Origin of the sequence: Actinotalea sp. JY-7876, from assembly GCF_014042015.1 — a bacterium.
Taxonomy (GTDB): Bacteria; Actinomycetota; Actinomycetes; order Actinomycetales; family Cellulomonadaceae; genus Actinotalea.
Map to the genome: position 1 here is coordinate 2,977,764 of NZ_CP059493.1, position 26,681 is coordinate 3,004,444.

Annotated in this window: 17 protein-coding genes; all 17 read right to left on the reverse strand. The window is 73.3% G+C overall.

Translation table 11 applies throughout. The annotated features are described in order from the left end of the window. Positions 1-50: 50 nt before the first annotated feature. On the reverse strand, positions 51-5,969 hold the full coding sequence (locus H2O74_RS13745) for a tandem-95 repeat protein (protein WP_182112090.1): 5,919 nt from the start codon (positions 5,967-5,969) through the stop codon (positions 51-53). 24 nt (positions 5,970-5,993) lie between these two features. Beyond that, positions 5,994-7,532, reverse strand: coding sequence for a serine/threonine-protein kinase (locus H2O74_RS13750; protein ID WP_182112091.1), 1,539 nt, complete (start codon positions 7,530-7,532; stop codon positions 5,994-5,996). Next, positions 7,529-9,025 carry an FHA domain-containing protein gene (locus H2O74_RS13755; protein WP_182112092.1) on the reverse strand — a complete coding sequence of 499 codons (1,497 nt, stop codon included), beginning with the start codon at positions 9,023-9,025 and terminating at the stop codon, positions 7,529-7,531. Before H2O74_RS13755 ends, H2O74_RS13750 begins: the two co-directional genes overlap by 4 nt. Further along, complete coding sequence (locus tag H2O74_RS13760; protein WP_255491644.1) at positions 9,025-9,972, reverse strand: PP2C family serine/threonine-protein phosphatase; 948 nt, start codon at positions 9,970-9,972, stop codon at positions 9,025-9,027. The genes H2O74_RS13755 and H2O74_RS13760 overlap by 1 nt, the downstream gene beginning before the upstream one ends. A 110-nt stretch (positions 9,973-10,082) precedes the next feature. Further along, the gene (locus tag H2O74_RS13765) at positions 10,083-11,090 is read right to left on the reverse strand and encodes a polyprenyl synthetase family protein (protein WP_182112093.1); all 1,008 of its coding nucleotides are present in this window, start codon (positions 11,088-11,090) and stop codon (positions 10,083-10,085) included. Then, entirely contained in the window at positions 11,087-12,670 is a 1,584-nt protein-coding gene (gene nuoN, locus H2O74_RS13770) for an NADH-quinone oxidoreductase subunit NuoN (RefSeq protein ID WP_182112094.1), read from the reverse strand. The genes H2O74_RS13765 and nuoN overlap by 4 nt, the downstream gene beginning before the upstream one ends. Beyond that, on the reverse strand, positions 12,667-14,307 hold the full coding sequence (locus H2O74_RS13775; protein ID WP_182112095.1) for an NADH-quinone oxidoreductase subunit M: 1,641 nt from the start codon (positions 14,305-14,307) through the stop codon (positions 12,667-12,669). The genes nuoN and H2O74_RS13775 overlap by 4 nt, the downstream gene beginning before the upstream one ends. A 13-nt stretch (positions 14,308-14,320) precedes the next feature. Continuing rightward, positions 14,321-16,333, reverse strand: coding sequence for an NADH-quinone oxidoreductase subunit L (gene nuoL / locus H2O74_RS13780; RefSeq protein ID WP_370525758.1), 2,013 nt, complete (start codon positions 16,331-16,333; stop codon positions 14,321-14,323). Between the two features lie 10 nt (positions 16,334-16,343). Further along, positions 16,344-16,643, reverse strand: coding sequence for an NADH-quinone oxidoreductase subunit NuoK (gene nuoK / locus H2O74_RS13785; RefSeq protein WP_182112096.1), 300 nt, complete (start codon positions 16,641-16,643; stop codon positions 16,344-16,346). Continuing rightward, positions 16,640-17,488, reverse strand: a complete 849-nt coding sequence (locus tag H2O74_RS13790; protein ID WP_182112097.1) for an NADH-quinone oxidoreductase subunit J — start codon at positions 17,486-17,488, stop codon at positions 16,640-16,642. The genes nuoK and H2O74_RS13790 overlap by 4 nt, the downstream gene beginning before the upstream one ends. Beyond that, the gene (nuoI, locus tag H2O74_RS13795; RefSeq protein WP_255491906.1) at positions 17,485-18,201 is read right to left on the reverse strand and encodes an NADH-quinone oxidoreductase subunit NuoI; all 717 of its coding nucleotides are present in this window, start codon (positions 18,199-18,201) and stop codon (positions 17,485-17,487) included. Before nuoI ends, H2O74_RS13790 begins: the two co-directional genes overlap by 4 nt. 76 nt (positions 18,202-18,277) lie before the next feature. Further along, positions 18,278-19,666, reverse strand: a complete 1,389-nt coding sequence (gene nuoH / locus H2O74_RS13800) for an NADH-quinone oxidoreductase subunit NuoH (protein WP_182112099.1) — start codon at positions 19,664-19,666, stop codon at positions 18,278-18,280. Further along, positions 19,666-22,350 (reverse strand): NADH-quinone oxidoreductase subunit G, encoded by a 2,685-nt coding sequence (locus H2O74_RS13805; protein WP_182112100.1) that lies wholly within the window; start codon positions 22,348-22,350, stop codon positions 19,666-19,668. Before H2O74_RS13805 ends, nuoH begins: the two co-directional genes overlap by 1 nt. After that, positions 22,347-23,708, reverse strand: coding sequence for an NADH-quinone oxidoreductase subunit NuoF (gene nuoF, locus H2O74_RS13810; protein ID WP_182112101.1), 1,362 nt, complete (start codon positions 23,706-23,708; stop codon positions 22,347-22,349). The genes H2O74_RS13805 and nuoF overlap by 4 nt, the downstream gene beginning before the upstream one ends. After that, positions 23,708-24,544: an NADH-quinone oxidoreductase subunit NuoE gene (gene nuoE / locus H2O74_RS13815; RefSeq protein WP_182112102.1), complete on the reverse strand. Its 837-nt coding sequence runs from the start codon at positions 24,542-24,544 to the stop codon at positions 23,708-23,710. The genes nuoF and nuoE overlap by 1 nt, the downstream gene beginning before the upstream one ends. Beyond that, positions 24,544-25,893: an NADH-quinone oxidoreductase subunit D gene (locus H2O74_RS13820; protein ID WP_182112103.1), complete on the reverse strand. Its 1,350-nt coding sequence runs from the start codon at positions 25,891-25,893 to the stop codon at positions 24,544-24,546. Before H2O74_RS13820 ends, nuoE begins: the two co-directional genes overlap by 1 nt. Then, positions 25,893-26,654, reverse strand: a complete 762-nt coding sequence (locus tag H2O74_RS13825) for an NADH-quinone oxidoreductase subunit C (RefSeq protein WP_182114293.1) — start codon at positions 26,652-26,654, stop codon at positions 25,893-25,895. Before H2O74_RS13825 ends, H2O74_RS13820 begins: the two co-directional genes overlap by 1 nt. Between the last annotated feature and the right edge of the window lie 27 nt (positions 26,655-26,681).

The following is a 26,681-nucleotide window of genomic DNA, read 5'->3' on the forward strand; positions in this document are numbered from 1 at the left end:
TGCGTGTCTCCTCGGGTGGTGCGGGGGTGGTCAGGGCGAGCGGGCGGGCGTCAGCCGCCGCCCTGGTCGGGGGGCGGCGGCGGTGCCGGGTCGACGTCCTTCTCCATGAACAGCACGCCGGGGCTGGAGCCGCGGCCGTTGCTGGCGCGGACCTCCACCTCGATCCGGCCGCCGCGGTCGCGGATCTGCCCGGGCAGGTTCAGCGGACCGAAGGTGGTCCCCGCACCCGCGTCGGTCCACCCGCTCCAGCCGTCGCCCAGGCCGTCACCCCAGTTGATGCCGCTGCCGACGAGACGGTTCCAGCCGGCGCGGTAGCGGTACTGGTAGGTGACGGGGAGCCCGCCGGTGGCGCTGGGCGGCTGCCACGAGACGGTCAGGGTCGTCGGGTCGGCGGGAACGGAGATGGCTCCCCCGCGCGGCTCGGACGGTGCCGTGGTCGGCGTCACGGCCGGGAAGGCCACCCACTCGCCGACAGCGTCGCGGTTGTTCACCGCGCGGATCCGGTAGCTGCTGTACGTCTGACCGCCGGTGCGGTTCGTGACGGTGGCCGACCGCTCACCCGGGCCGAACGTGCCCACACCCTCGATCTCGTACCGCTTGATCTGGATGTTGGCGCCGCCGGTGTCGGCGGGCGGCTCCCAGGAGAGCACGATGGTCGCCGCACCCGGGGCCACCGGGTCGCCCTCGCCGCCGCCCTGGCGGGCACCGACGGACTGCGGCCCCGAGGGCTGGCTCCACACCTCACCCGTGGTCGAGGCGCACGGCGAGTCGCCCGCCTTGTTGCGGGCGACGACGCAGACGTTGTAGGGGCGTCCCCGCTCGGCGGTGAAGGTGTGGCTGCGCGCGCTCCCGGGCAGCTCGACGGTCGAGCCGTTGACGGTGACGAGGAACTGTCGCGCCGGGTCCCCGTTCTCGGGGCCGGGCGCCCAGGTGGCGGTGATCTCGCCGTTGCCGAAGAAGCCGATGGGCGAGTTCGTCGCGGCGACGTTCACCGGAGCGCCCGGCGGCCCGGCCGGGACCAGCGCGGCCGACGGCGCGCTCCAGTCGCCCGGCTCGGGCGCGAGGTTCACGGCGCGCACGCGCACGGAGTACGCCGTGCCGTTGGCGAGCCCCGTGAACGTGTGCGCGGTCCCGGCGGTGGTGGCGCTCGCCGAGCCGCCCGGCGGCGCGGGGCTGATCTCCAGGTCGTAGCGGACGATCGGCGAGCCCGTGTTCGCCGGCGGCGTCCACTGCACGGAGATCGACCCGTTGCCCCACCCCGGGCCGACCGGCTGCGGGGCCGCCGGGGCCGACGGCTTCGCGTCCGGGCGTGCCGGCAGCGAGACCGCGCTCGCGTCCGACCAGTTCACGGCGTTCTTGGCCATCACCGTGAACGTGTACTCGACGTTGTTGGTGAGGTTGCCCACGGTGCACGTGGTGCTCGCGCACTCGGTGACGATGTTGCCCGGCTGCCCGGTGAGCCGGTAGCCCGTGATCGGCTCGCCGTTGTTGGCGGGCGCGTCCCACGCGAGCACGACGGTCCGGTCGCGGACCTCCACCACGCGGGGCGGTGCGGGCTGCGAGGGGCGGCCGCGCACGACGACGGTGATGCGGCCCTCGACCTCGCGGGCGGCGTCGCCCGTGGCGTCGCGCACGCGGTAGCGGGTCACCATCTGGCCGATGAACCCGGCGGCGGGACGCACGGTGACCTGGTTGCCCGCGACGCCGGCGGTACCCGCCCCGGGCGTCTCGACGATGGCGTCCACGACCGTCAGCGGCGTGTCCGGGAAGGGGTTGAAGGCGCCCTCGAGCACGTTGACCGTGGACGCACCGCCCTCGACGCCGTCCGGCACCAGGCGGTCGACGAGGCGAGCGAGCTGCCGGGTCGAGGCGGTGACGCGGAAGTCCACCTGCGCGGTGACGCTCTGCGCCGTGCCGTACCCGATGGCGAGCCCGAGGCCGCCGACGGTGCCCTTCGGTACCGCCTCCTCGGCGCTGAGCGTCAGCACCGAGTCGGTCAGGGTCGCCGTCACGCCGAGCGGCGGCTGCGAGGTGAGCGCGTAGGTGTAGCGCTCCTGCCCGGACGCGATCCCCGCGCTCGAGGTGAAGGCCCGCAGGTCCACCTGCGTCGTCTCGCCCTGGGCCACCTCGAGCACCGACGGCGCGAACGTCGGCGGGTAGTCCTCCGCGGCCAGCACCGTGATGGACAGCGTCATGACGCGGGTCCGGCCGTCGACGTCGGACGGCGTCCCGTCGGTCACCTCGAACGAGATGGAGGCCGGGCCGGCGTAGTCGCGCTGCGCCGTGTAGCGCAGCGTGCGGTCGTCGACGACGAGCGGCGTGCCGTCGGACTTGGTCGCCGTGACCGTGGTGGCGTCCGTCAGGCGCGGCTTGCGGCCGGGGGCCACCTGGATCTGCTCGTCCAGGTCGATCTCGAGCGGCTCGCCCGCCACGATCTCGAGCGTGGGCGCGCCGGGCCGCGGGATGGGCGGGAAGTCGCCGAGGGCCGGCACCGTGATGAACGCGAACGAGCGCACGCCGTCGGCCTCGGGCCGGGTGTTGGTCAGCACGTACGGGATCGTCTGCGCGGTCTCACCGAGGGTGACCACGACCGTGCGGCCCTCCGCGACCGCGACGTCGGCGGCCGAGGGGTGCACCGAGACCTCGAGGTCGCTCAGCGGGCCGGACGGGTTCTCCGCGGTCTCCAGGACGTCCACCGCGACGGTCGTCTTGTTGATCGTGTCCGTCGCCGGGACGACGACGTCGCGCGCGACCGGCGGGCGGATCTCGGCGTCCTCGCGGACGTCCACCGTCAGCACCGCGGTGCCCACGCCGCCGCGCTCGTTACGCGCCGTGTACCCGATCTGCAGGACGCCGACCTCGCTTGTGCGCACCACGATCCGGCGGCCCTCGACCTCGGCGTCCACGCCCTCGGCCAGGATCAGCTCCTCGTCGAGCGTGAGCTCACCGCCGCCCGTGTCGACGTCGTTGGCCAGGACGCGGACCTCGACGCTCTGCCCCGGGCGCACCGTGACGTCGTCGTTGCGGCTCACGACCGTGGCCGACGTCGTGGGGCGCGGCGCGATGCCCACGCGCACGGTCCCGACGGCGCGCCGGCCGGCCCAGTCCTCGACCGCGTAGGTGAAGGTGTCGGTGCCGAACTCCCCCGGCAGCGCCTCGTACTCCATCCAGTCGGCGCCCGTGGCGACGATGCGGCCCTTGGCCGGCGCGCGGTCCTCGCCCAGCAGGTACACGCCGTCGCCGTCGGGGTCGATGCCGGTGAGCGGGACGTCGATGCGCACGACGTCCTCGGCGAAGACGCGCGCGGTGAGGTCACGGGGGCGCGGCGGCGCCTTGCTGCCCCGGTCGGACGCGTGCACGTTCACCGTGACGGTGGCCGCCGTCCGGTTCCCGACCTCGTCGGCCACCTCGAACGTCGCGTGCACCTCCATCGGCTCGGCGGGCGCCTGGTAGCGCAGGGCGTCGCCCGAGACGAACATCAGGCCCTCGCCCTCGCCGAGCGGCTCGACGAGGGTCGGCAGGAGCGTGAGCTGGTCGCCGTCGGGGTCGTAGGCGTCCCGCAGCGCGTGGATCGTCACGACGCCGCCCGTCCGCACGGAGACCTCGACGTTGGGCACCACGGGCGGCTGCTGCGTCGCGGACGCGGGGATGGGCTGGACGAGGACCTCGCCGGTCGCCGTCGCGGCACCGTTGGAGATCGTGTACGTCGCGGTGACCGGCGCCTCGAGCACGCGGGTCGAGTCGATGCGCAGCAGCTCGTGGTCGATCACCGCGATGCGCAGGCCCGTGTCGCCGGGGACCTCCACGGACTGCACGACGAGGACCCCGCCCCCGGGGTCGACGTCGTTCGCGAGCGGGGCGATCGTGACGTCGCCACCCGGCGGGAGCAGCGCGCGGTCGAGCACCGCTACGGGCGGCGGGGTCTGGTCGGGACGCTGCTTGACGTCGATGCGGGCGACCCCCTCGACCTGCTGGGGCGACGCCGCGAGCACGAAGGTCACGTAGTAGACGCCCGGGGTCGGCGCCGAGAAGGTGAAGGTCCCGGCCTCGAGGTCGCTCGTGAGCGTGGTGCCCTGGACCTGCTCCACCCCGGCGAGCCGGACCGGCTCGCGCGAGCCGCTGCGGACGCTGTCGAGCGGCCGGACGACGACCGGCTGGTCCACGTAGGTCTCGGCGTGGACGGGGTCGATGGTCGGGGGCACGGAGCCCGCGGGGCGCACGTCGACGAACAGGGTGCCCTCGACGGTCTCGCTGCCGTCGGAGACCTGCACGACGACGGTCTGCCGCCCGAGGGAGCCGCCGTCGGCCGAGTACGTCACGACGCCGTCCTGGCGGGTGCGGACGGTGCCGGTGCCGTCCACCACCGCGCCGGCGAGCACGAGCGGGTCACCGTCCGGGTCCCGGAAGTCCGGCAGGACGTCGTAGGCGATGGAGCCGCCCGCCTCGACGGTCACGGAGCTGACCCGCAGCTGCACGGGCGCGCCGTTCTCGGAGGCGTCGCGCACCGTCAGGCGCACGGTCGCCGTCGACGGCGCGTTGGTGCCGCGCCCGTCGTCGATCGTGTAGGTGAACTCCACCGAGCCGGTGGCGTCGGGGCGCGTCGTCAGCTGGAAGGAGCGCCCGCCGTAGATCGGGACGACGACGCCGAACTCCTCGGGGATCGGCTCGAACTCGCTGACCGCCAGGATGCCGCAGTCCGAGGAGGAGTCGTTGTCGATGACCGAGAGGATCATCGTGCGCCCCGCGCGGACGCCGTACTCGTCGTCCTCCGCCGACGGTGCGGACGACTGCGCCGAGCACTCCGCCTGCAGGTTCTGCGTGCTGTCGCGGCTCTCGGACTGCTCGTCGTCCTGGGTCGTCTCCTCCTGCGGCTCGATGTCCTGCCAGTTCGGCTCGCGCAGCTCCGGGTCCTCCATGGGCACCCAGAGGCGACCCTTGAGCGTGTCGTTGAGCACGACGACGTCGCGGTTGACGCGGAAGACGAGGCGGTCCGACGTCGTCATGCCCTCGAGGTCCCTGACCTCGGCCTCGCCGTCGCCGCAGCGCTGCACGTAGCTGCCGGTGGCGGTCGCCCACGCTCCCAGCGCGCACGCGCCGACGCGCACGGGCGCGGCCGCGCGGCCGCTGCCGCCCGTCTCGTGCTCGCGCACCCGGCCGCCGTCGAGCGCGACCTCGAGCAGCGACGTCCCCGTCGCCACCAGGACGACGTCGGAGCGCGGCCCCGGCTGCTGCAGCACGAGCTCCGAGCCGTACTCGGACAGGTCCGCCGAGCCCGTCGGCGTGTGGACGGTGAGGCCCGCGAGGGCCACGAGCTGGTCGCCGACCGCGGTGACCTGGCCGAAGCCGCCCGCCGGCTCGCCCGCGAGCGCGCCGTCCTCCTCGGTGGACCGCTCGTCGTCGGCCACCGTCATCCGGTGCAGCGTCCCGTCGGTCTCGGCGGCCAGCACGGAGCCGTCGCGCGCCACGACCGCGACGCCGCCGCCGCCGAGCTCGAGGTCCGGGTCCTCGGTCTCGATGCTGAGCGTGCCGAGCGTCGGGACGGTGCGGGCCCAGACGTCTCCGTCGACGACCACGGCAGCGGTGCCGCCCGACATCGTCACGGGCGAGCCGAACGGGACCGAGATCTGCGCGACGAGCGCCACGCTCGCGGCGTCCACGACGGACACCTTGCCGTTCTCGGTGAGCAGGACGTCGCCCTCGTCCTGCAGGACGTCGAAGTCGAGCGCCTGCGTGACGAGCCCGGCGTTGAGCTCGTCGATCTGGGCGTTGTAGCGGCCAAGCTTGCGCTCGGAGGTGTTGGTCAGCCACACGGCGCCGTCGTTGAGATCGACCTGCGAGACGGGCACGCCCGGGTAGACGAGCGCGAGCACGGCCAGGACCGCGGGCACGACCGAGGCACCGACGACGGTCGTCCACCGTCGCCGCCGCGTCGTCACCGTGCGCGTGGCGTTCCGCACCGTCCCGCTCATCCCACCCCCGTCGTCGTCGTGCGCCTAGGCCTGCACGCAGGCGGTGGCCGGACTGGTCGAGAAGCGACCGTCCGAGCGGACGATCGAGACCTCGACGCACAGCTGCTCGCCGGGGACCACGGGCGTCACCGTCACCGTCTCCTCGCCGACCAGCTCGAGCTGCGGCTCCGTGCCCGCGAGGCTCACCCCCCACAGGTAGCTGTCGCCCTCCTGCGGGTCCGGATTCTCCCAGGTGAAGACGGCCGCGCCGTCCTCGACCGCGCCCTCGAGCGCCTCCGGCGCCGGGACGGCGCGGATGGACGGCACCACGGCCGTCGGCGTCGGGGTCGGCTCGACGCCCGGGTCCGGGCGGAACGCGAACACCCCGCCGACCACGAGCGCCGCCACCACCACGACACCGCCCAGGCTCGCGCCGATGACGCGACCGGCGCCGCTGCCGCTGCCGGAAGGCTCGGGCTCGGGGTCCGCGGCCGTCTGGGCGGCCGCCCGCTGCCAGGCCTCGGGCACGCCCGTCGGCGCCTGCTCCGGCACGGTGGACGGGAACTGCTGCGCGGGCCCGGGGATGCCGCCGACCGGCGCGGCCGTGACCACGGCGGGCGCCGCGTCGGGGGACACGCTCTGCACGGGGCGCAGCCGGGTGGAGTCGCCCTGGTCCTCGCGCTCGTGGGTGTCCTCCGAGGGGAGCGACGCCTCCTCGGGCAGGTCCAGCGGCGTCAGCGGGAGCATGAGCTCCGCCTCGACCTGCTGCAGCGCCCGCGCGAACGCGAGCGCGCTGTGGTGCCGGCGCTCGGGCGAGCGGTCCATGGCGCGCGTCAGCACGGCGTGCAGGCTCTCCGGCACGTCGCCGCGGCCCGTCGGCTGCAGCGCGCCGCGCTCGATGCGGGAGATCAGGTCGGCCGCGGTGTTCGACCCGTCGACGACCTCGTACGGCGAGCGGCGCGCGAGCAGGGACCAGATCGTCGCCGACAGCGAGTACACGTCGGCACGCACGTCACCCGTGGGGTTCTCGGCCAGCAGCTCGGGGGGCGACCACGGGATCGACATGCCGACCGCGCTCCCCTGGCTCCAGCCGGTCGTGGCCGCGATGCCGAAGTCGGTCAGGGCCGGCCAGCCGAAGTCCGTGATGAGGACGTTGGCGGGCTTGATGTCGCGGTGCAGGATGCCGGCGCGGTGCGCCGTCTCGACCGCGGAGGCGAGCCGGACGCCGATGCGCAGGACCTCCGCGACGCCCATGCGCTCGTTGCGGTACCGCTGGCCCAGGCCGGGGCGCGAGCAGTACTCCATGACGAGGAAGGGCCGGCCGTCCGCAGCGACGTCGGCGTGGTAGATGGTGACGATCGACGGGTGGTGCGAGAGCGTCGCCATGAGGTCGGCCTCGGTGCGGAAGCGCTCGCGCACGTCGTCGCCGAGGTGGCTCGCGAGCAGCACCTTGACCGCGACCGAGCGGCGCGGCATGAGCTGGCGGTAGAGGAAGACGTCGGCGAAGCCGCCCATCCCCAGGAGCTGGACGGACTCGTAGCCCGGGATGGCGGGCGGGGACGACGGCTCGCGTCGAGCGGTCACGTGCCGCGCTCCACGATGAACGTCACGTCCTCCCCCAGGTCGACGACGACGCCCGTCTCGACCACCGTCGGCTCGCCCGGGTGCAGGCGCTGCGGGCCCTGGCCCTGACGCAGCAGCAGGACGCCGTTGGTCGAGCGCAGGTCCGTGACCAGGACGTCCTCGCCGTCCATCCGCACCTCGCAGTGCGTGCGGGAGATGTCCTGGTTCGGGCTGGGCACCGTGACCAGGCGCGGCAGCTCGCTGTTGGAGACCCGTGAGACCTGCGGCGCCCGGCCGAGCAGCACCGGGCGGTTGAGCGAGACCACGAGGCCCGAGGAGAGGTGGATCTTGGCCGGGGGCGGCGTCCGGGTGTCCGGCACGGCCAGCGCCGGCACGGCGTCGCCCGCCCAGTCCGGCAGCTGCCGGCGCAGGGCCACGACGTCGGAGCTGAGGACCGTCATGCCGTCGTGGTCCTCGGCCCCGGAGACCGGCGACGTCGCCACCGGCTGCGGGACGCGCGCCGCGGCAGGGGCCGGCACGGGCGCCGGCGCAGGTGCCGGCGCGGGCGCGGGTGCGGGCGCGGACTGCGGGGCGGCGGCGGGCGCCTGGAGCAGCGTGTACTCCAGGTCGTCGAGATCCTCGGGCTCGACCCGACCGCGGGGCAGGGCATGACGCGCGAGCGCGCGCGTCTCCGGCGCGGGGGTGGGCTCCGGGGCGGGCTCGGGCGTGGGCTCGGGCGTGGGCTCGGGCTCGGGCTCCGGCTCGGGCGTGGGCTCGGGCTCGGGCGTGGGCTCCGGCTCGGGCTCGGGCGTGGGCTCCGGCTCGGGCTCGGGCTCCGGCTCCGGCTCCGGCTCCGGCTCCGGCTCCGGCTCCGGCTCGGGCTCCGGCTCCGGCTCAGGCGTGGGCTCAGGCTCGGGCTCCGACTCGAGCTCCGACTCGAGGGCGGGCTGCGGCTCCGGCTCCGGCGTGGGCTCGGGCTCCGGCGTGGGCTGCGGCTCCGGCGTCGGCGCGGGCGCCGCTGCCGTCGGGACGTCCCTGATGAGCGCCGTCGCGGGGACGGGCTGGGCGGCCGCACCCGACCTGGTCTCCACCCGCACGCCCGCGGCGCGCACGACGCCGGACAGCACGGGCAGTGCCCCGTCGGTGGACGCCCCGCCGAGGGCGGGGGTCCGGACCGTGACGGACTCGACGTCGGCGTGGATCTCCTCGGCCCAGGTGGAGACCATGGCGCCCGTGAGCGTGCGGGACCGCGCGCCCGTGATCTCGACCTCGAGCTCGCCCCGCACGATGACGTGCGCGCGGTCGGACTCGACCGCGACGAGCGCGAACGGCGGGAGCTCAGCGATCCCGCCGCGCAGCAGCACCTGGAGCGCCCCGGTCAGCCCCGCACCCGCACGCACCGTGTCCCACAGGTCGCGCACGAGCGCGGCATCGGTGGTCGGCGGGACGAGGGCGATCCGGCCGTCGGTCACGACGGCCACCCACTCGCCGGGGGCGTACAGGGGGACGATCATCACGGCACCTCCGTGGAGCTGGCGCCGGCCGGGCCCGCGGGGCCCTCCGGCTCGGTCGCGCGGGCGCCCACGGCGGACGGGGAGCGCGGGATGGTGGCGCCGTCGATCTCCTCGTCCCACGCGGCGTCGCGGGCCGCGTCGGCCCGACGAACGGCACCCGCCACGGCGACGTCACGGTCCGGCGCACGGACGGTGGTCTCGACGTCGGGACTGTCGGTCGCGATCGCGACGTCCACGACGACGGCGCTGATGTTGTCCTTGCCGCCCGCCTCGAGCGCGGCGGTGACGAGCACCTGGGCCGCCTCCTGCGGGTCGGCCACGGTCGACAGGACGCGCAGGAGGGTCGTGTCCTCGAGCTCGGTGGTGAGCCCGTCCGAGCAGACCAGGACGCGGTCGGCCGTCCCGGCGGGGATCAGCCAGTAGTCCGGCTCGGGCTCGGCGCCCGTGCCGACGGCGCGCGTGATGACGTGGCGGTCGGGGTGCCCCACCGCCTCGTGCGGGGACAGCTCCCCGCGGTCGATGAGCTCCTGGACCACCGAGTGGTCCACGCTGATCTGCTCGAGCTCACCCCCGGCGAGCCGGTAGACGCGCGAGTCACCGATGTTGAACACCAGCCAGTACGAGCCACCGTCGTGGGCCGCGATGGCCACGCCCGCCACCGTGGTGCCGGCGGTGCGTCCGGCCTGGACCGCTCCCCGCAGGCGCGAGGCCGTGCGGTGGAAGCACGCGTGGATCTCGTCGGGCGACGCGGACGTGCGGCCCGCGAGCTGCGAGAACTCCTCGACCGCGAGCCGGCTGGCGACGTCTCCGGCGGAGTGCCCGCCCATGCCGTCCGCCACGAGGAAGACCGGCGGGTACGCCAGCAACGAGTCCTCGTTGAGGTTGCGGACGCGCCCGCGGTCGGTCGCAGAGCCCCAGGACGTGCGCACGAGCCTCCCCGTCGTCACCCTCGGCGGACCGTCGTCCGCTGCGGTACAGCACCATGCTCCCGGACCATCGGCACGCCGCGGTGCCGAGTTGAGCCGTCCGGGTGAACGACCTGCCGCGCTGCCCGCCGTCAGGCCGCGCGGTCCACCAGGGCCCGGGTGAAGGAGACGAGCGAGTCCCGCACCGGGCCCGCGGGAAGGGTACCCAGAGCGGCCACCGCCTCGTCGGCATACTGCACGGCGCGGGCGCGGGTCTCGGCGACGACCGGGTGGGACCGCAGGCGCCGCACGGCGTCGTCGAGGTCCGCGTCGGCGCTCAGGTCGGAGTCGAGCAGCGCGACGAGCGCACGGTCCTCGTCGGTGCCCTCGGGGCCGGCCGCCCGGCGGCGCAGGAGCAGCACCGGCATGGTCGGGACCTTCTCGCGCAGGTCGGTGCCGGGCGTCTTGCCGGACTGGTCGCCCACCGAGGTGAGGTCGATGACGTCGTCGGCGAGCTGGAACGCGACGCCGACCTTCTCCCCGTACTGCGTGAGCGTCGCCACGATCTCCGGCCCGCAGCCGGCGAACATCGCGCCGAAGCGGGCGGACGTCGCGATGAGCGAGCCGGTCTTGTCGGACAGCACCTGCAGGTAGTGCTCGACGGGGTCGACGTCGGCCGCCGGGCCCACCGTCTCGTGGAGCTGGCCGAGGCACAGCCGCTCGAAGGTGGCCGCCTGGATGCGCACCGCCTCGGGGCCGAGGCCCGCGACGAGCCGCGACGCGCGCGCGAACAGCAGGTCGCCCGTGAGGATCGCGACGTGGTTGCCCCACACCTCGTGCGCCGCCGGCGCACCGCGACGCACCGGCGCCGAGTCCATGACGTCGTCGTGGTAGAGCGTCGCGAGGTGCGTCAGCTCCACGACCACCGCGGCGTCGAGCACCTCGGGCCGCTGGCCCTCGCCCAGCTGCGCCGCGAGGAGCGTCAGCAGGGGGCGCAGGCGCTTGCCGCCGGCGTTGACGAGATGCCGCGACGCCGTGTCCGCGAGCAGGTCCGCGTGGGTGACCGCGCCGCGCAGCCGCTCCTCGACCAGACCGAGCCGAGCCGTGAGGAGCTCGGTCAGGGCCGGGTCGGCGAGCGACAGCGTGGTGGAGGAGCTCACGGGATCAGCCGAGCCGCGTCCGCGAGGACGTCGAGGACGGGCGAGGGCAGCACGCCGAGCAGCACCGTGCCGACGACGGCGATCCCGATCGCCACGGCGGTGAAGCCCTCGGAGCGCACGACGGTCGTCGACTCGCCCGGGGTGCCCGCGGCGTCCGTGAAGAACATCAGCACGATGAGGCGCACGTAGAAGAAGACCGCCGCTGCGGACGCGAGGACGCCGACGACGGCGAGCCACGTCAGGCCACCCTCGATCGCCGCGGCGAAGACCGCGAACTTCCCGATGAAGCCGCCCGTGAGCGGGATGCCCGCGAACGAGAGCAGGAAGAGCGCGAACGACGTCGCCAGCACCGGGTGCCGCTTGCCGAGGCCGGACCACTGGGAGATGTGGGTCGCCTCGGCCACGACGGCCGACTCCGGACCGGACGTGACCTCGCGGACCAGGGTGATGATCGCGAACGCGCCGATCGTCGCCAGGCCGTAGGCCAGCAGGTAGAAGAGCACGGACGGGATGGCGGACGGCGTCAGCGCGACGACGCCCACGAGCACGAAGCCCGCGTGCGCGATGGACGAGTACGCGAGCATGCGCTTGACGTCCGTCTGCACGATCGCCACGACGGTGCCGACCAGCATCGTCAGGACCGCGACGGCCCACAGCAGCGGCATGATGTCCCACTCGAGCGGCGGCAGGACGACGTAGACCAGGCGCAGGATCGCGCCGAACGCGGCGATCTTGGTGCACGCGGCCATGAAGCCGGTGATCGGCGTCGGCGCACCCTGGTAGACGTCAGGGGTCCACGAGTGGAACGGCACCGCGCCGACCTTGAACAGCAGACCCACGAGGACCAGGACGACGCCCGCGAGGAGCAGCGCGTCCATCCCGACCACGGTCTGCGTCGCGGCCGCGATGTCGGCGAACCGGATCGAGCCCGCGAAGCCGTAGAGCAGCGCCGCACCGAAGAGCAGGAACGCCGAGGCGAAGGCGCCCAGGAGGAAGTACTTCATCGACGCCTCCTGGCTGAAGAGGCGGCGGCGGCGCGCCATCCCCGACAGCAGGTACAGCGGCAGCGAGAGCACCTCGAGCGCGACGAAGAGCGTCAGCAGGTCACCGGCGGCGGGGAAGATCATCATCCCGCCGAGCGCGAACAGGACCAGGGGGTAGACCTCGGTCTGCGCGAGCCCCTTGCGGCGCGCGAGCTCCTCGTACTCCGAGCCCGGGATCGCGGCGGCCGAGGGCGCGAACGCGTCCTCACCCGTCTCGCCGCGGTCCGCGATGACCAGGACGCTCACGAGGCCGAGCAGCGCGAGCACACCCCACAGGACGAGCGTGGGTCCGTCGAGCATGACCGAGCCGCCGAGGATCTCGAAGCCACCGGAGCTGATGACGTCCTTCCACAGGGCCGCCACCGCCACGAGCGCGCCGGCGAGGGCGAGCACCGCGAGGGCGAGCTGGATCGCGCGGCGCGCGCGCTGCGGTGCGAAGGCCTCGACGAGGACCCCGATCGCTCCGGCTCCGAGCACGATCACCACGGGCGCCAGCTGGGCCCAGGGGACCTCGGGGGCCACGAAGGCGGGGGTCACTTGTCGCTCCCGTCGACGGAGGAATCGCTGGCGTTGCCGGCCTCGTCACCCGGGCCGCCCGGGTCGGCACCCTCGTGGACGGCGGCGACCGAGACCTCGGCCGGCTGACGCACGAGGTCGAGCGCGGGTCCGGGGTAGAACCCGAGGACGAGCATCGCGGCGATGAGCGGGCCCACGACCCACTTCTCGCGCGCGGACAGGTCGGGCGTGGTCGCGAGGTCGTCGCGCACGGGTCCCGTGAAGACCCGCTGGTAGGTCAGCAGGACGTACAGCGCGGCCAGGATGACGCCGAGGGTCGCCACGATCGTCGCGGGGCGGTTGGCCTGGAAGCTGCCCACCAGCACGAGGAACTCGCTGACGAACGTCGACAGGCCCGGCAGCGAGAGCGCCGAGAGCCCGGCCACCAGGAAGGTGCCCGCGAGCACGGGCGTGACCTTCTGCAGACCGCCGAACGCGGAGAGCCGCGCCGTGCCGCGCCGGGCCACCAGGAAGCCGGCGAGCAGGAACAGCGCGCCCGTCGACAGGCCGTGGTTGACCATGTAGAGCGAGGCGCCCTGCGTGCTGACCTCGTTGAAGGCGAAGATGCCGAGCACGATGAAGCCGAAGTGGCTGACCGACGTGTACGCGATGAGGCGCATGAGGTCCTCCTGGCCGATGGCCAGGAGCGCGCCGTAGAGCACCGACACGACCGCGAGCACGATGATCACCGGCGCCGCCCAGCGGGAGGCGTCGGGGAACAGCGGCAGGCAGAGCGTCAGCATGCCGAAGGTGCCCACCTTGTCGAGCACACCGACCAGCAGCACGGACGTCCCGGCGGGCGCCTGCTCGGCGGCGTCGGGCAGCCAGGTGTGGACCGGCCACATCGGCGCCTTGACGGCGAACGCGAGGAACAGCGAGAGGAACAGCAGCCGCTCGGTCGTGACCGGCAGGTCGAGACCGACGAGGTTGTCGATGAGGAAGCCCTGCTCGCCGCCCGGGCCCTGGAGGTACAGCGCGATGACGCCGACCAGCATGATGAGCCCGCCCGCGAGCGAGAACAGCAGGAACTTCACGGCGGCGTAGCGCCGACGCAGGCCGCCGAAGGCCCCGATCATGAAGTAGACCGGGATCAGCATGGCCTCGAAGAGGACGTAGAACAGGAACAGGTCCCGGGCCGCGAACACGGCGACCATGAAGGCCTCGAGGACGAGGATCAGCGCGACGTAGTTGCGGATGCGGTTGCCGCCCTCGACGGCCGACGGCGCGTCGGCCTGCGCGTCCGTGCCCTGCGCGTCCGTGCCCTGCGCCACCCGCGCCGCGACGGCGTCCGGGTGCTCGCGCCAGGCCGCCAGCAGGACCAGCGGCACGAGCACGACCGACAGCAGCACCAGCGCGAGGCCCACGCCGTCGACGCCGACGGCGTAGCTGACGCCGAACGTGGGGATCCACGGCGCCTGCTCGGTGAGCTGGTGCTCGCCGGCGCGGGCGACGTCGAACTGGAGCGTGGCGAGCACGGCCAGCACGAGCACGACGAGCGACACGGCGAGCGCGACGGGCCGGGCGTGCTTGCGCGCGCCCGACGGGAGGAGCCACACGACGGCGGCGCCCAGGAGCGGGACCACGATCAGCGTGGTCAGCCAGGGGAAGGTCTCGGTCATGGTGTCTCTTCCCTCAGATCCGGAACGCCAGCGCGACGGCGGCCAGCACGACGACGCCGGCGACCATGCCGGACGCGTAGGTCCGCACGTAGCCGTTCTGCAGCCTGCGCAGCACGTCGCCCGAGCCCGCGACGACGCGCGCGAGGCCCGTCGCCGCCCCGTCGACGACCTCACGGTCGCCGTACACGAGCGAGCGCGTGAGGTACTGCCCGGGGCGCATGAGCAGCGTCTCGTTGACGTCGTCCTGGTACAGGTCCTTGCGCGCGGCACGCGTCAGCACGGAGCCGCGCGGCGCGACGACGGCCACCGGCGAGGCCGCGTACTGGCGCCACGCCAGGAACGCGCCGACGGCGACGAGCGCGAGCGTCAGGCCGGTGATGACCGGCACCGAGAGCACGGGCTCGTGGTGCTCGGCGTGCCCCGTGACCGGCTCGAGCCACGTGGTGAACGCGCCGCCGATGGTCAGGGCGCCGCCGAGGCCGACGGAGCCGATGGCCAGCACGACCATGGGGATGGTCATGAGCTTCGGCGACTCGTGCGGGTGGCGCACCGGCGCCGCCGGGTCCACCGCTCCCCCGCCGTGCCCGTCGCTCCAGCGGCGCTCGCCGTGGAACGTCATGAAGAACAGGCGGGACATGTAGAACGCCGTCAGCCCGGCACCGAGCAGCGCGACACCGCCGAAGACCCAGGGCTGCCAGCCCTCGCCGCCGGCCGTCGCGAACGCCGTCTCGATGATCTTGTCCTTGCTCCAGAAGCCGGACAGGCCGGGGAAGCCGATGATCGCGAGCCAGCCGGCCGCGAAGGTCAGCCACGTGATCTTCATGTAGCGGGACAGGCCGCCGTAGCGGCGCATGTCGACCGAGTCGTCCATGCCGTGCATGACGGACCCCGCGCCGAGGAACATCCCCGCCTTGAAGAAGCCGTGCGTGAGCAGGTGGAAGATCGCGAACGCGTAGCCGATCGGACCCAGGCCGGCCGCGAGCATCATGTAGCCGATCTGCGACATCGTCGACGCGGCGAGCGTCTTCTTGATGTCGTCCTTGGCGCAGCCGACGATCGCGCCGAAGAGCAGCGTGATCGCACCGACGATCGCCACGACGAGGAGCGCGGTGGGCGCGCCGTCGTACACGGGCGCGGACCGCACGACCAGGTAGACGCCCGCGGTGACCATCGTCGCCGCGTGGATGAGCGCCGAGACCGGGGTCGGGCCGGCCATCGCGTCGCCGAGCCAGGCCTGGAGCGGGAACTGCGCCGACTTGCCGCAGGCGGCGAGCAGCAGCATGAGCCCGGCCGCCGTCAGGACCGCCTCGCTGGCGCCGGGCGCACCGGAGAACACCGTGGCGAAGTCCGTCCCGCCGAACTCGGCGAACAGGATGAAGATCGCGATGAGCATGCCGACGTCGCCCACGCGGTTGGCGATGAACGCCTTCTTGGCCGCGACGGCGTAGGGCAGGTGGTGGTTCCAGAACCCGATGAGCAGGTAGGAGGCGAGACCCACGCCCTCCCAGCCGACGAAGAGCAGCAGGTAGCTGTCCGCGAGCACCAGCAGGAGCATCGCCGCGACGAAGAGGTTGAGGTAGGCGAAGAACCGGCGCCGGTCGGCGTCGTGCTCCATGTACGCCACGGAGTAGACGTGGATCAGCGTGCCGACGAACGTCACCAGCAGGACGAAGGTCAGCGAGAGCGGGTCGATCCGCAGGCCGGCGTCCAGGGTGAAGTCGCCCGCCGGGATCCACGAGAACAGGTGCAGGTCCTGGACGCGGTCCTGAGCGGGCAGGCCGAGCGTGGCCACCCACAGCACGGCCCCGACCACGAAGGCCGAGGCCGAGGCGAGGACGCCGAGCCAGTGGCCCCATCGGTCCGCGCGTCGTCCCAGCAGCAGCAGGACCGCGGCCCCGAGCAGGGGCAGCGCGACCAGCAGCCAGGCGTACGAGAACGCGCCGGTCGCCTCCCCGGCGGCGGCGACGTGATCGTCGGCAGCGGTGGCCAGGCCTGCGGGCAGGCCGGCAAGAGCGTGTGTCAACACCCGGCGCTCCTCAGCTCTTCAGAAGGTTGACGTCGTCGACCGAGGCCGAGCGACGGGTGCGGAAGATCGCGACGATGATGGCGAGCCCGACGACGACCTCGGCCGCGGCCACGACCATGACGAAGAACGCCACGACCTGCCCCGTGAGGTCACCGTGGATCCGCGAGAACGTCACGAACGCGAGGTTGGTCGCGTTGAGCATGAGCTCGATGCCCATGAACACGACGATCGCGTTGCGGCGCAGCAGCACGGTGAGCGCGCCGATCGAGAACAGCACGGTGGCCAGCACCAGGTAGTTGCTCAGGTTCACCGCACGGGCTCCTCACCGGTGATGGACCGCTCGGGGGGCGTGGAGCCGATGCCCTGGGCGCCGACGTCGCCGCGCACCTCGTCGACCTGACGCTCCTGGCCGCGGACGCGCAGCACGCGCGGGACCGACTGCTCGAGCGGGCGGCCGTCGGGCCCGAGGGCCGCCACGTCCATGGCGTTGCTGCGGGCGTAGACACCGGGCGAGGGCAGCGGCGTGAGCACGCCGCCCTGGGCGACGCGCAGGTCCGCGCGCTCGCGCTGGCCGACCTGGCGCGTGAGGCGCTGGCGGTGCGTGAGCACGAGCGCCCCGATCGCGGCGATGACGAGCAGCGTGCCGACGACCTCGAGCGCGAAGACGTAGTCGCCGAAGATCACGCGGGCGACGCCGACCGGGTTGCTGTCGGCGTTGACGGCCTCGAGCCCGGCGGGCCGCAGGTCGGCCGCCGTGAGCACGACGCCGACCAGGACGGCGGCGAGGCCGATGCCGAGCAGCGCGCCGATCCACCGCTGACCGGCGATCGTCTCGACGAGCGAGTCGGAGGAGTCGACGCCCACGAGCATGAGGACGAAGAGGAACAGCATCATCACGGCGCCCGTGTACACGATCACCTGGACGACGCCGAGGAACGGCGCCTCCTGCGCGACGTAGAGGATCGCGAGGCTGATCATCACGACCACGACGCTCATGGCGGCGTGGACCGTCTTCTTGGCGAAGAGCAGGCCGAGCGCCGACAGCACCATGATCGGCGCGAGCACCCAGAAGAGCACCGCCTCGCCGGCCGACGTGCTGCCCGTCTCGACGAGCGACGTCACCACGGCCGCGGCGGTGGTGGTGGACGGGGTCATCGGGTGGCCCTCCCGTGCGAGGCGGTGGTGTCGACCTCGGCCGGCTGACCGTGCTCGACCGGCTCCGCGAGCTCGGAGGCCGTCCCGCGGTCGGTCGACCGCTCGGGTGCGCGGTGGTCCGGGCGCAGCGCCTGCAGGCTCGGCTCCTCCGGGCGCCACTGGGCGACCCAGTCGATCTGCTCCGGGACCGGGCCGTTGACCGAGCCGCGGTAGTAGTCGGTGTCGTCCGTGCCGGGCACCATCGGGTGCGGGGCCGCGAGCATGCCCTCGCCCAGGGGCGCCAGGAGGTCCTGCTTCTCGTAAATCATCCCGCGGCGCGTCGGACCGGCGAGCTCGTACTCGTTGGTCATCGTCAGCGCGCGCGTCGGGCAGGCCTCGATGCACAGGCCGCAGAAGATGCAGCGCAGGTAGTTGATCTGGTAGACGCGGCCGTACCGCTCCCCCGGCGAGAACTGCGCGTCGGGCGCGTTGTCGGCGCCCTCGACGTAGATGGCGTCGGCCGGGCAGGCCCACGCGCACAGCTCGCAGCCGATGCACTTCTCGAGCCCGTCCGGGTACCGGTTGAGCTGGTGGCGCCCGTGGTACCGCGGCTTCGTCGGCGGCTTCTCGAACGGGTACTGCTCGGTGATGACCGGCTTGAACATCGCCGAGAGGGTCACGCCGAAGCCCGCGACGGGCGCGAGCACCTCGCCGATCCCCTTCTTCGGCTCGATGAGCGACTCGTACTCGTGCGCGGGCTCGCGCCCGCCCACGGCACCGCCGTCGCTGTCGCGACGACTGAGGTCCTTGTCAGCCACGGGTCTCCTCCTGGTCGCCGTCGGCGGGTGTCTGCGTGCCCGCGACGGCGGGCGCCTCGGTGAGCGTCGCGGTCCCGGTGCCGGCGGCGGACCCCGCGGCCGCCTCCTGCAGGCGAAGGCGGCGCGGCGAGGGCGGGAGCGACTGGCCGGGCAGCGGCGGAACAGGGTAGCCCCCCGCGAAGGCGTCGAACGCCTCCGGCTCCGGCTCCGGCTCCGGCTTCTTCTCCGGGATGAGGAAGGAGAGGCCGATGCCGACCACCGCGATGACGCCGAGCGCGATGAGCAGCGAGCGCAGGTCCACGTCCGTGAACTGGCGGATGCCCTGGACGACCGCGACGCAGACGATCCACGCGAGGGCGACCGGGATGAGCACCTTCCAGCCGAACTTCATGAACTGGTCGTAGCGGAAGCGCAGCAGCGTGCCGCGGATCCAGACGAACAGGAACATGAAGAACCAGAGCTTGGCGAGGAACCACAGCAGCGGCCACCAGCCCTGGTTGAGCATGCCGTCGTTGATCAGGCCGAGGCCGAACGGCGCCTTCCAGCCACCGAAGAACAGCGTCGTGGCGACGGCGGAGACGTTGAGCATGTTGATGTACTCGGCGAGGAAGAACCAGGCGAACTTCATCGAGGAGTACTCGGTCATGAAGCCGGAGACGAGCTCGCCCTCCGCCTCGGGCAGGTCGAACGGGAGGCGGTTGACCTCGCCGACCATGGAGATGAAGTAGACGACGAACGCGGGCAGCAGCGGGAAGACCCACCAGATCGAGTCCTGCGACTCGACGATCTGCGACGTCGACATCGAGCCGACCATGACGAAGACGCTGACGAGCGACAGGCCCATCGCCAGCTCGTAGGAGATGACCTGGGCGGTCGAGCGCACCGCGCCGAGCAGCGGGTAGGTCGAGCCGGAGGACCAGCCGCCGAGCACGATGCCGTACACGCCGACCGACGTGACCGCCAGGATGTAGAGCACCGCCACGGGGAAGTCCGTGAGCTGGAGCGGCGTCTCGATGCCGAACATCGAGACGGCGGGGCCCAGCGGGATGACGGCGAACGTCAGCAGCGAGCAGAACACCGAGATCATCGGCGCCACGATGTAGACGACCTTGTCCGCGGCCTTGACGTTCACGTCCTCCTTGAGGAGGAGCTTGCCGGCGTCGGCCATCGACTGCAGCAGGCCGAAGGGGCCGTGGACGTTCGGGCCCGACCGGATCTGCATCCGGGCGACGACCTTGCGCTCGAACCAGATCGCGAACAGCACGCTGACCAGCAGGAACACGATGATGCCGACCGCCTTGATCAGGACGATCCACCACGTGTCGTTGCTGAAGTCCGCGGTCGGCGGGACCGCCGCGGCCAGGGGCATGAGGCCGGCCATCACAGCACCTCTCCGTCGGTGTGGTCGGACCCGGTCCGCGCGCCCACGGCGGCGGACGCCGCGGCGAGCTCGACGACGGCGCCGGCGTCGACGCCGAGCGTCGGCCGCACCATCGAGCCGGTGGAGTGCGTGGGCACCCAGACGACGCCGTCGGGCATCGGGGTGACGACCGCCGGGAGCGTGATCTGGCCGGCCGCCGTGCGCAGGGTGACGCCGTCGCCCGTCGCGACGCCGAGCGCCGCCGCCGTGCCGGCGCCGAGGCGCGCGACCGGCCGGTGCGCCGTGCCGGCGAGGAAGGCCTCGCCGTCCTGGCAGCGACCCGCGTCGAGCAGCTGGTGCCACGTCGCGAGCACGGCCTGACCGGAGGACAGCGACGGCGGCTCGACGGAGGCGACCGCGGGCGCGGCGATGCGCTCGCCGTCCCAGGGGCCGAGGGCGTCGATCTCCGCGTGGACCTGGGCCAGCGTGCGCAGGCCGAGGGCCGTGCCCATCGCGTCCGCGAGGACGTCCAGGACGCGGTGGTCGGACATCGCGGTCGAGGTGAGCGCCTGGGGGAACGGCCGCAGGCGGCCCTCCCAGTTCATCCAGGTGCCGGCCTTCTCCACGGGCGGCGCGACGGGCAGCACGACGTCGGCCAGCGCCGTCACGGCCGAGGCACGCACCTCGAGCGAGACGACGAAGCCCACGCGCTCGAGCGCGGCCCGCGCCAGCGCGGGGTCGGGCAGGTCGACCGGGTCGACCCCGCCCACCACGAGGCCGCCCAGCGTGCCGTCGGCGGCCGCGGCGACGATCTCCGCGGCGCTGCGACCGGGCTCGACCGGGAGGCGCTCGACGTCCCACGCGGCCGCGAGGTCGACGCGCGCCTGCGCGTCCGCCACGGGGCGCCCGCCGGGCAGCAGGCCCGGCAGGGTCCCCATCTCGACGCCGCCGCGCTCACCGGCGCGACGCGGGATCCACGCGAGCCGCGCGCCCGTGCGCTCCGCGAGCCGCAGGACGGCGCTGAGGCCGCCCGGCACCGTCGCGAGGCGCTCGCCGACGAGGATGACCGACGAGGCGTCGAGGGCCGCGGCGGCCGCCGCCAGCGCGTCGCTCCCGCCGCCGGCCTCGGCCAGGGCGTCCAGCACCTCGGGCTCGGTGCCCGGGGCCGCCGCCAGCCACGTGGCGTCGAGGCGCTCCAGCGCCCGGCTCGCCAGGGGCGCGATCGAGAAGACCTTCGTGCGGTTCTTCTGCACGCCCTTGCGCAGGCGCAGGAAGACGATGCCGCCCTCGTCCTCGGGCTCGAACGCCACGAGGAGGGTCGTGGGCGCCGACTCGAGGTCTGCGAAGGTGACGTCCATGCGCGTGCCCGCGACGCGGTGGGCGAGGAACGCCTCCTCCTCCGCGGAGTGCGGGCGGGCGCGGTGGTCGACGTCGTTGGTGCCGAGGGCGACGCGCGCGAACTTCGCGTAGGCGTACGCGTCCTCGATGGGCAGCCGACCGCCGGGCAGCACGCCGACGCCGCCCGCGGCACGCGCCGCGGCCAGACCCTCGGCGGCGACCTCGAGGGCCTCCGCCCAGCTCGCCGGGCGCAGCTCGCCGGGCGTCCCGTCCTCGGCGCGGTCGCGCACGAGCGGGACCGTCAGCCGGTCCGGCATGCCCTGCCAGGTGAACGCGAAGCGGTCCTTGTCGGTGATCCACTCCTCGTTGACCGCGGCGTCCTCGGCGGCGAGCCGGCGCAGGACGACGCCCCGGCGGTGGTCCACGCGGATCGCGGCGCCGCTGCTGTCGTGCTCCGAGACGCCGGGCGTCGAGACGAGGTCGAACGGCCGCGCCCGGAAGCGGTAGGCGGCGTTGGTCAGCGCGCCGACGGGGCAGATCTGGATCGTGTTGCCCGAGTAGTACGACGAGAACGCCCGGCCGGACACGTCGAGCGTGGCCTGGCCGACGGGGCCGCGCGGGTCCACGGCCGGCTGGCCGACGGCGACCGGCAGGGGCGTGCCGTCCGGCTGCACCCCGCGGTACGTCTCGACGCGCTCCGCGCCCTCGAAGCCCAGCACGGCCGGGTCGAAGACACCGATCTGCTGGCGCACACCGCGCTGCTGCAGGTCGATGAAGGGGTCGCCCGCGATCTCGTCCGAGAACCGCGTGCAGCGCTGGCACAGCACGCAGCGGTCCCGGTCGAGCAGGATCTCGGTGGAGATGGCCAGCGGCTTGGGGAAGACGCGCTTGACGTCGTGGAACCGGCTGGTGCCGTACCCGTTGCTCATCGTCTGGTTCTGCAGCGGGCACTCACCGCCCTTGTCGCAGGTCGGGCAGTCCAGCGGGTGGTTGATGAGCAGGAACTCGAGGTTGCCGTGCTGCGCCTTGTCCGCGATCGCGGAGGTGCGCTGCGTCCGCACGACCATGCCCGGCGTCGCCTCGAGCGTGCAGGAGGCCTGCGGCTTGGGCATCGGCCGCAGGTTGCCCTCGCGGTCGGGCGTGTGGACCTCGACCAGGCACTGCCGGCACGCCCCGACGGGCTGCAGCAGCGGGTGGTCGCAGAACCGCGGGATCGCGATGCCGAGCTCCTCGGCCGCGCGGATCACCAGGGTGCCCTTCGGCACGGAGACCTCGACGTCGTCGATGGTCAGCGTCACCGGCGGGACCGCGGGCGGCTGCGAGGCGGCCGCGCCGCCCGGGCCGGTCTGCTGGGTGCTCGTGGTCATGCTCCTACCGTTCCCGCGGTCACTCCGGACAGGGCGTGCACGTCGGCCTGCCCGCGGCGCGGCGCGTACTCGAAGAGGGCGGAGGCGGCCGGGTCGTACGGGCAGCGGCCGCCGGTGACGTGGGCCTCGAACTCCTCGCGGAACAGCGCGATGCCCGACGTCACCGTCGAGGTCGCCCCGTCACCCAGCGCGCAGAACGACCGCCCGAGGATGTTGTCGCAGACGTCGAGGAGGGTGTCGAGGTCCTCCATCGTGCCCGTGCCGGCCTCGAGCCGGGCCAGGATCTGCTTCATCCAGTAGGTGCCCTCGCGGCACGGCGTGCACTTGCCGCACGACTCGTGCGCGTAGAACTCGGCCCACCGCGTGATGGCGCGCACGACGCAGGTCGTGTCGTCGAAGATCTGCAGCGCGCGCGTGCCGAGCATCGAGCCGGCCGCACCGACCGACTCGTAGTCGAGCGGGACGTCGAGGTGCTCCGCGGTGAACAGCGGCGTCGAGGACCCGCCGGGGGTCCAGAACTTCAGCTCGTGGCCGGCGCGGACGCCGCCCGCCATCTCGAGGAGCTCGCGCAGCGTGATGCCGAGCGGGGCCTCGTACTGGCCGGGGCGCTCGACGTGCCCCGAGAGCGAGAACAGGCCGTAGCCCGCCGACTTCTCGGTGCCCATGGAGCGGAACCACTCCACCCCGTTCGCGATGATCGATGGGACGGACGCGATGGACTCGACGTTGTTGACCACCGTCGGACGCGCGTACAGGCCGGCGACGGCGGGGAACGGCGGCTTGAGGCGCGGCTGGCCGCGGCGTCCCTCGAGCGAGTCGAGCAGCGCCGTCTCCTCGCCGCAGATGTAGGCGCCCGCACCGGCGTGGACCGTGACCTCGAGGTCGTAGCCGCTGCCCATGACGTCCTTGCCGAGGTAGCCCTTGGCGTAGGCCTCCTCGACCGCGCGCAGCAGGCGCCGGTAGACGTGCAGCACCTCGCCGCGCACGTAGATGAACGCGTGGTGGCAGCCGATCGCGAAGGACGTGATCGCCACGCCCTCCACCAGGGACTGCGGGTTCGCGAGCATGAGCGGGACGTCCTTGCAGGTGCCCGGCTCGGACTCGTCGGCGTTGACCACGAGGTAGCGCGGCCCGCCGTCGGGCGCGGGCAGGAAGCTCCACTTCAGCCCCGTGGGGAAGCCGGCGCCGCCGCGGCCGCGCAGGCCGGAGTCCTTGACGGCCGAGACGACGTCGCCCGGCTCCATCGTCAGGGCCTTGCGCAGGCCGGCGTAGCCGCCGTTCGCCTCGTAGGTCGCCAGCGACCAGGACCGCTCGGCGTCCCAGTGCGCGGAGAGCACCGGGCTCAGGGTGGTGGCCATCACGCCTCCTTGCTCGGCTCGCGGCCGGTCGGGGTGTCGGCCGTGCCGCCCGCCGGCGGGGCCGACGGCGTGTCCGTGCTGGACGCCCGGCCGGCCGTCATCGACGTCGCGCCCGCACCGACGGCCTGCGCCCCGGCGTCGTCGGCGGCGTCCGCGTCGGTGCCCACCGGGGGCGCCGTCCAGCCCTGCTGCCGTGCCAGGACCGTGCCCGCGAGCGTCGCGGGACCCGCGCCGACGCCCTCGTCCGCGCGGCCGTCGCTGAACCCCGCCAGGACGCGGGACATCTGCTTGAACGAGCACACCGACGAGGCACCGCGCGTGGGCGCGACCTCGTCGCCGGCACGCAGCCGGTCGACGACCTCCTTGGCGGAGCCCGGGGTCTGGTTGTCGAAGAACTCCCAGTTGACCATCATCACGGGCGCGTAGTCGCACGCCGCGTTGCACTCGACGCGCTCGAGCGTGATCTTGCCGTCGTCGGTCGTCTCGTCGTGACCCACGCCGAGGTGGTCCGACAGCTCGTCGAAGATCGCGTCGCCGCCCATGACCGCGCACAGCGTGTTGGTGCACACGCCGACCGTGTACTCGCCGTTGGGGTGGCGCTTGTACTGCGTGTAGAAGGTCGCGACGGCGGACACCTCGGCCGTCGACAGGCCCAGGGTCCGCGCGCAGAACGCGATGCCGTCGGGGCTGACGTAGCCGTCCTCCGACTGCACGAGGTGCAGCAGCGGCAGCAGCGCCGACCGGGCGTCCGGGTAGCGGGCCGTCGCGGCGGCGGCGTCGGCCGTCATCCGCTCGAGCTTGGCGCCCTCGTAGGGCTCGTACGCGGTGGTGGTCATCAGCGGTCCACCCCTCCCAGCACTGGGTCGAGCGCCGCCACCGCGACGACGACGTCGGCCACCTGGCCGCCCTCGCACATCAGCGACACGGCCTGGAGGTTGTTGAAGGACGGGTCCCGGAAGTGGACCCGGTACGGCCTGGTGCCGCCGTCGGAGACGAGGTGCACGCCCTGCTCGCCGCGCGGGTGCTCGACGGTCTGGAACACCTGCCCCGCCGGGACGCGGAAGCCCTCGGTGACGAGCTTGAAGTGGTGGATCAGGGCCTCCATGGAGGTGCCCATGATCTCCTTGATGTGGTCGAGCGAGTTGCCCATGCCGTCCGAGCCGATGGCCAGCTGCGCCGGCCACGCGATCTTCTTGTCGGCGACCATGACCGGCCCCGGGCCCATGGCCTGGAGGCGGTCGGCGCACTGCTCGATGATGCGCAGCGACTGGTAGCACTCCTCGATCCGCAGCACGGTCCGCGAGTAGGAGTCGGCGTCGGTCGACGTCGGGACGTCGAAGTCGTACGTCTCGTAGCCGCAGTACGGCTCGGCCTTGCGCACGTCGTACGGCAGACCGGCGGAGCGCAGCACCGGACCGGTGATGCCCAGCGCCATGCAGCCGGCGAGGCCGAGGTGGCCGATGCCGACCGTGCGCGCCCGGTAGATCGGGTTGGCCAGCATGAGGTCGCCGAGCTGGGCGATGTAGTCCTTGACGACGGGGATCGCCTCGCGGACCGCGTCGAGCGCGCCCGGCGGCAGGTCCTGCGCGACGCCGCCCGGGCGCACGTAGGCCATGTTCATCCGCAGGCCCGTGACCAGCTCGAAGATCTTGAGGATCTCCTCGCGGGCGGTGAAGCCCAGGATCATGATCGTCGTGGCGCCGAGCTCGTTGCCGCCCGTCGCGAGGCAGACGAGGTGGGACGAGACGCGCTGGAGCTCCATCATCATCACGCGGATGACGGTGGCGCGCTCCGGGATGTCGTCCGTGATGCCGAGCAGCTTCTCGACCGCGAGGCAGTACGCCGTCTCCTGGAACATGTTCGCCAGGTAGTCCATGCGCGTGCAGAACGTGGGGCCCTGCACCCAGGTGCGGTACTCCATGTTCTTCTCGATGCCGGTGTGCAGGTAGCCGATGCCGCAGCGGGCCTCGGTGACCGTCTCGCCGTCGATCTCGAGCATGAGGCGCAGCACGCCGTGCGTGGACGGGTGCTGCGGGCCCATGTTGACGACGATGCGCTCCTCGCCGAGGCGAGCGGCCTCCTCGGCGATGTCGGACCAGTCGCCGCCGGACGCCTCGAAGCTCGGGATGCCGTCGGTCGAGCCGTCGACGATGTGCGGGCTCGCGTGGGGTGTGGACGTAGCCATCAGCTGTACGACCTCCGCTCGTCGGGCGGCGGGATGCTCGCGCCCTTGTACTGCACCGGGATCCCGCCGAGCGGGTAGTCCTTGCGCTGGGGGTGGCCGGGCCAGTCGTCCGGCATCTCGATCCGGGCCAGGCCCGGGTGGCCGTCGAAGACGATGCCGAAGAAGTCCCAGGTCTCGCGCTCGTGCCAGTCGTGGCCCGGGTAGACCGGGACGCTCGACGGGATGTGCGGGTCCGCCTCGCTCACCGCGACCTCGAGCCGCACCTTGCGCGAGTGCGTGACCGAGCGCAGCTGGTAGACGGCGTGCAGCTCGCGGCCCGTGTCGTGCGGGTAGTGCACGCCCGAGACGCCGAGGCCGAGCTCGAACCGCAGGTCCTGGTCGTCGCGCAGCGCCTGGCAGACCGTGACGATGTGCTCGCGGTGGACGTACAGCGTCAGCTCGTCGCGGTCGACGACGACCTTCTCGATCGCCGCGTCGAAGGGCGTGCCGCCCTCCTCGAGCACCTCGGCGAGGATGTCGACGACCTCGTCGAAGTACGAGCCGTAGGGACGCTCGCTCGGGCCGGGCATGGCGATCGTCTTGACCAGGCCGCCGAAGCCGGACGTGTCGCCGGAGTCCTGGGGGCCGAACATGCCCTCCCGGACGGCGATGATCTCGAGCTGCGGCGTGGCCGCACCCGCCGGGGCCGCCAGGTTCTGCCCGGCACCCTCCTGCGCGGTCTCGGTCGCCTTCTGCGCGGTCTCGGGTGACGCGGTGCCCACGACGGGCGTGCCCTTGACGCCGGCCGC

Excerpts from the sequence above, each read along its gene's own strand:
- H2O74_RS13745 (WP_182112090.1), bottom strand. The coding sequence starts at position 5,969 with ATGAGCGGGACGGTGCGGAACGCCACGCGCACGGTGACGACGCGGCGG.
- H2O74_RS13755 (WP_182112092.1), bottom strand. The coding sequence starts at position 9,025 with ATGATCGTCCCCCTGTACGCCCCCGGCGAGTGGGTGGCCGTCGTGACC.
- H2O74_RS13775 (WP_182112095.1), bottom strand. The coding sequence starts at position 14,307 with ATGACCGAGACCTTCCCCTGGCTGACCACGCTGATCGTGGTCCCGCTC.
- H2O74_RS13790 (WP_182112097.1), bottom strand. The coding sequence starts at position 17,488 with ATGACCCCGTCCACCACCACCGCCGCGGCCGTGGTGACGTCGCTCGTC.
- nuoH (WP_182112099.1), bottom strand. The coding sequence starts at position 19,666 with ATGGCCGGCCTCATGCCCCTGGCCGCGGCGGTCCCGCCGACCGCGGAC.
- H2O74_RS13805 (WP_182112100.1), bottom strand. The coding sequence starts at position 22,350 with ATGACCACGAGCACCCAGCAGACCGGCCCGGGCGGCGCGGCCGCCTCG.
- nuoF (WP_182112101.1), bottom strand. The coding sequence starts at position 23,708 with ATGGCCACCACCCTGAGCCCGGTGCTCTCCGCGCACTGGGACGCCGAG.
- nuoE (WP_182112102.1), bottom strand. The coding sequence starts at position 24,544 with ATGACCACCACCGCGTACGAGCCCTACGAGGGCGCCAAGCTCGAGCGG.
- H2O74_RS13820 (WP_182112103.1), bottom strand. The coding sequence starts at position 25,893 with ATGGCTACGTCCACACCCCACGCGAGCCCGCACATCGTCGACGGCTCG.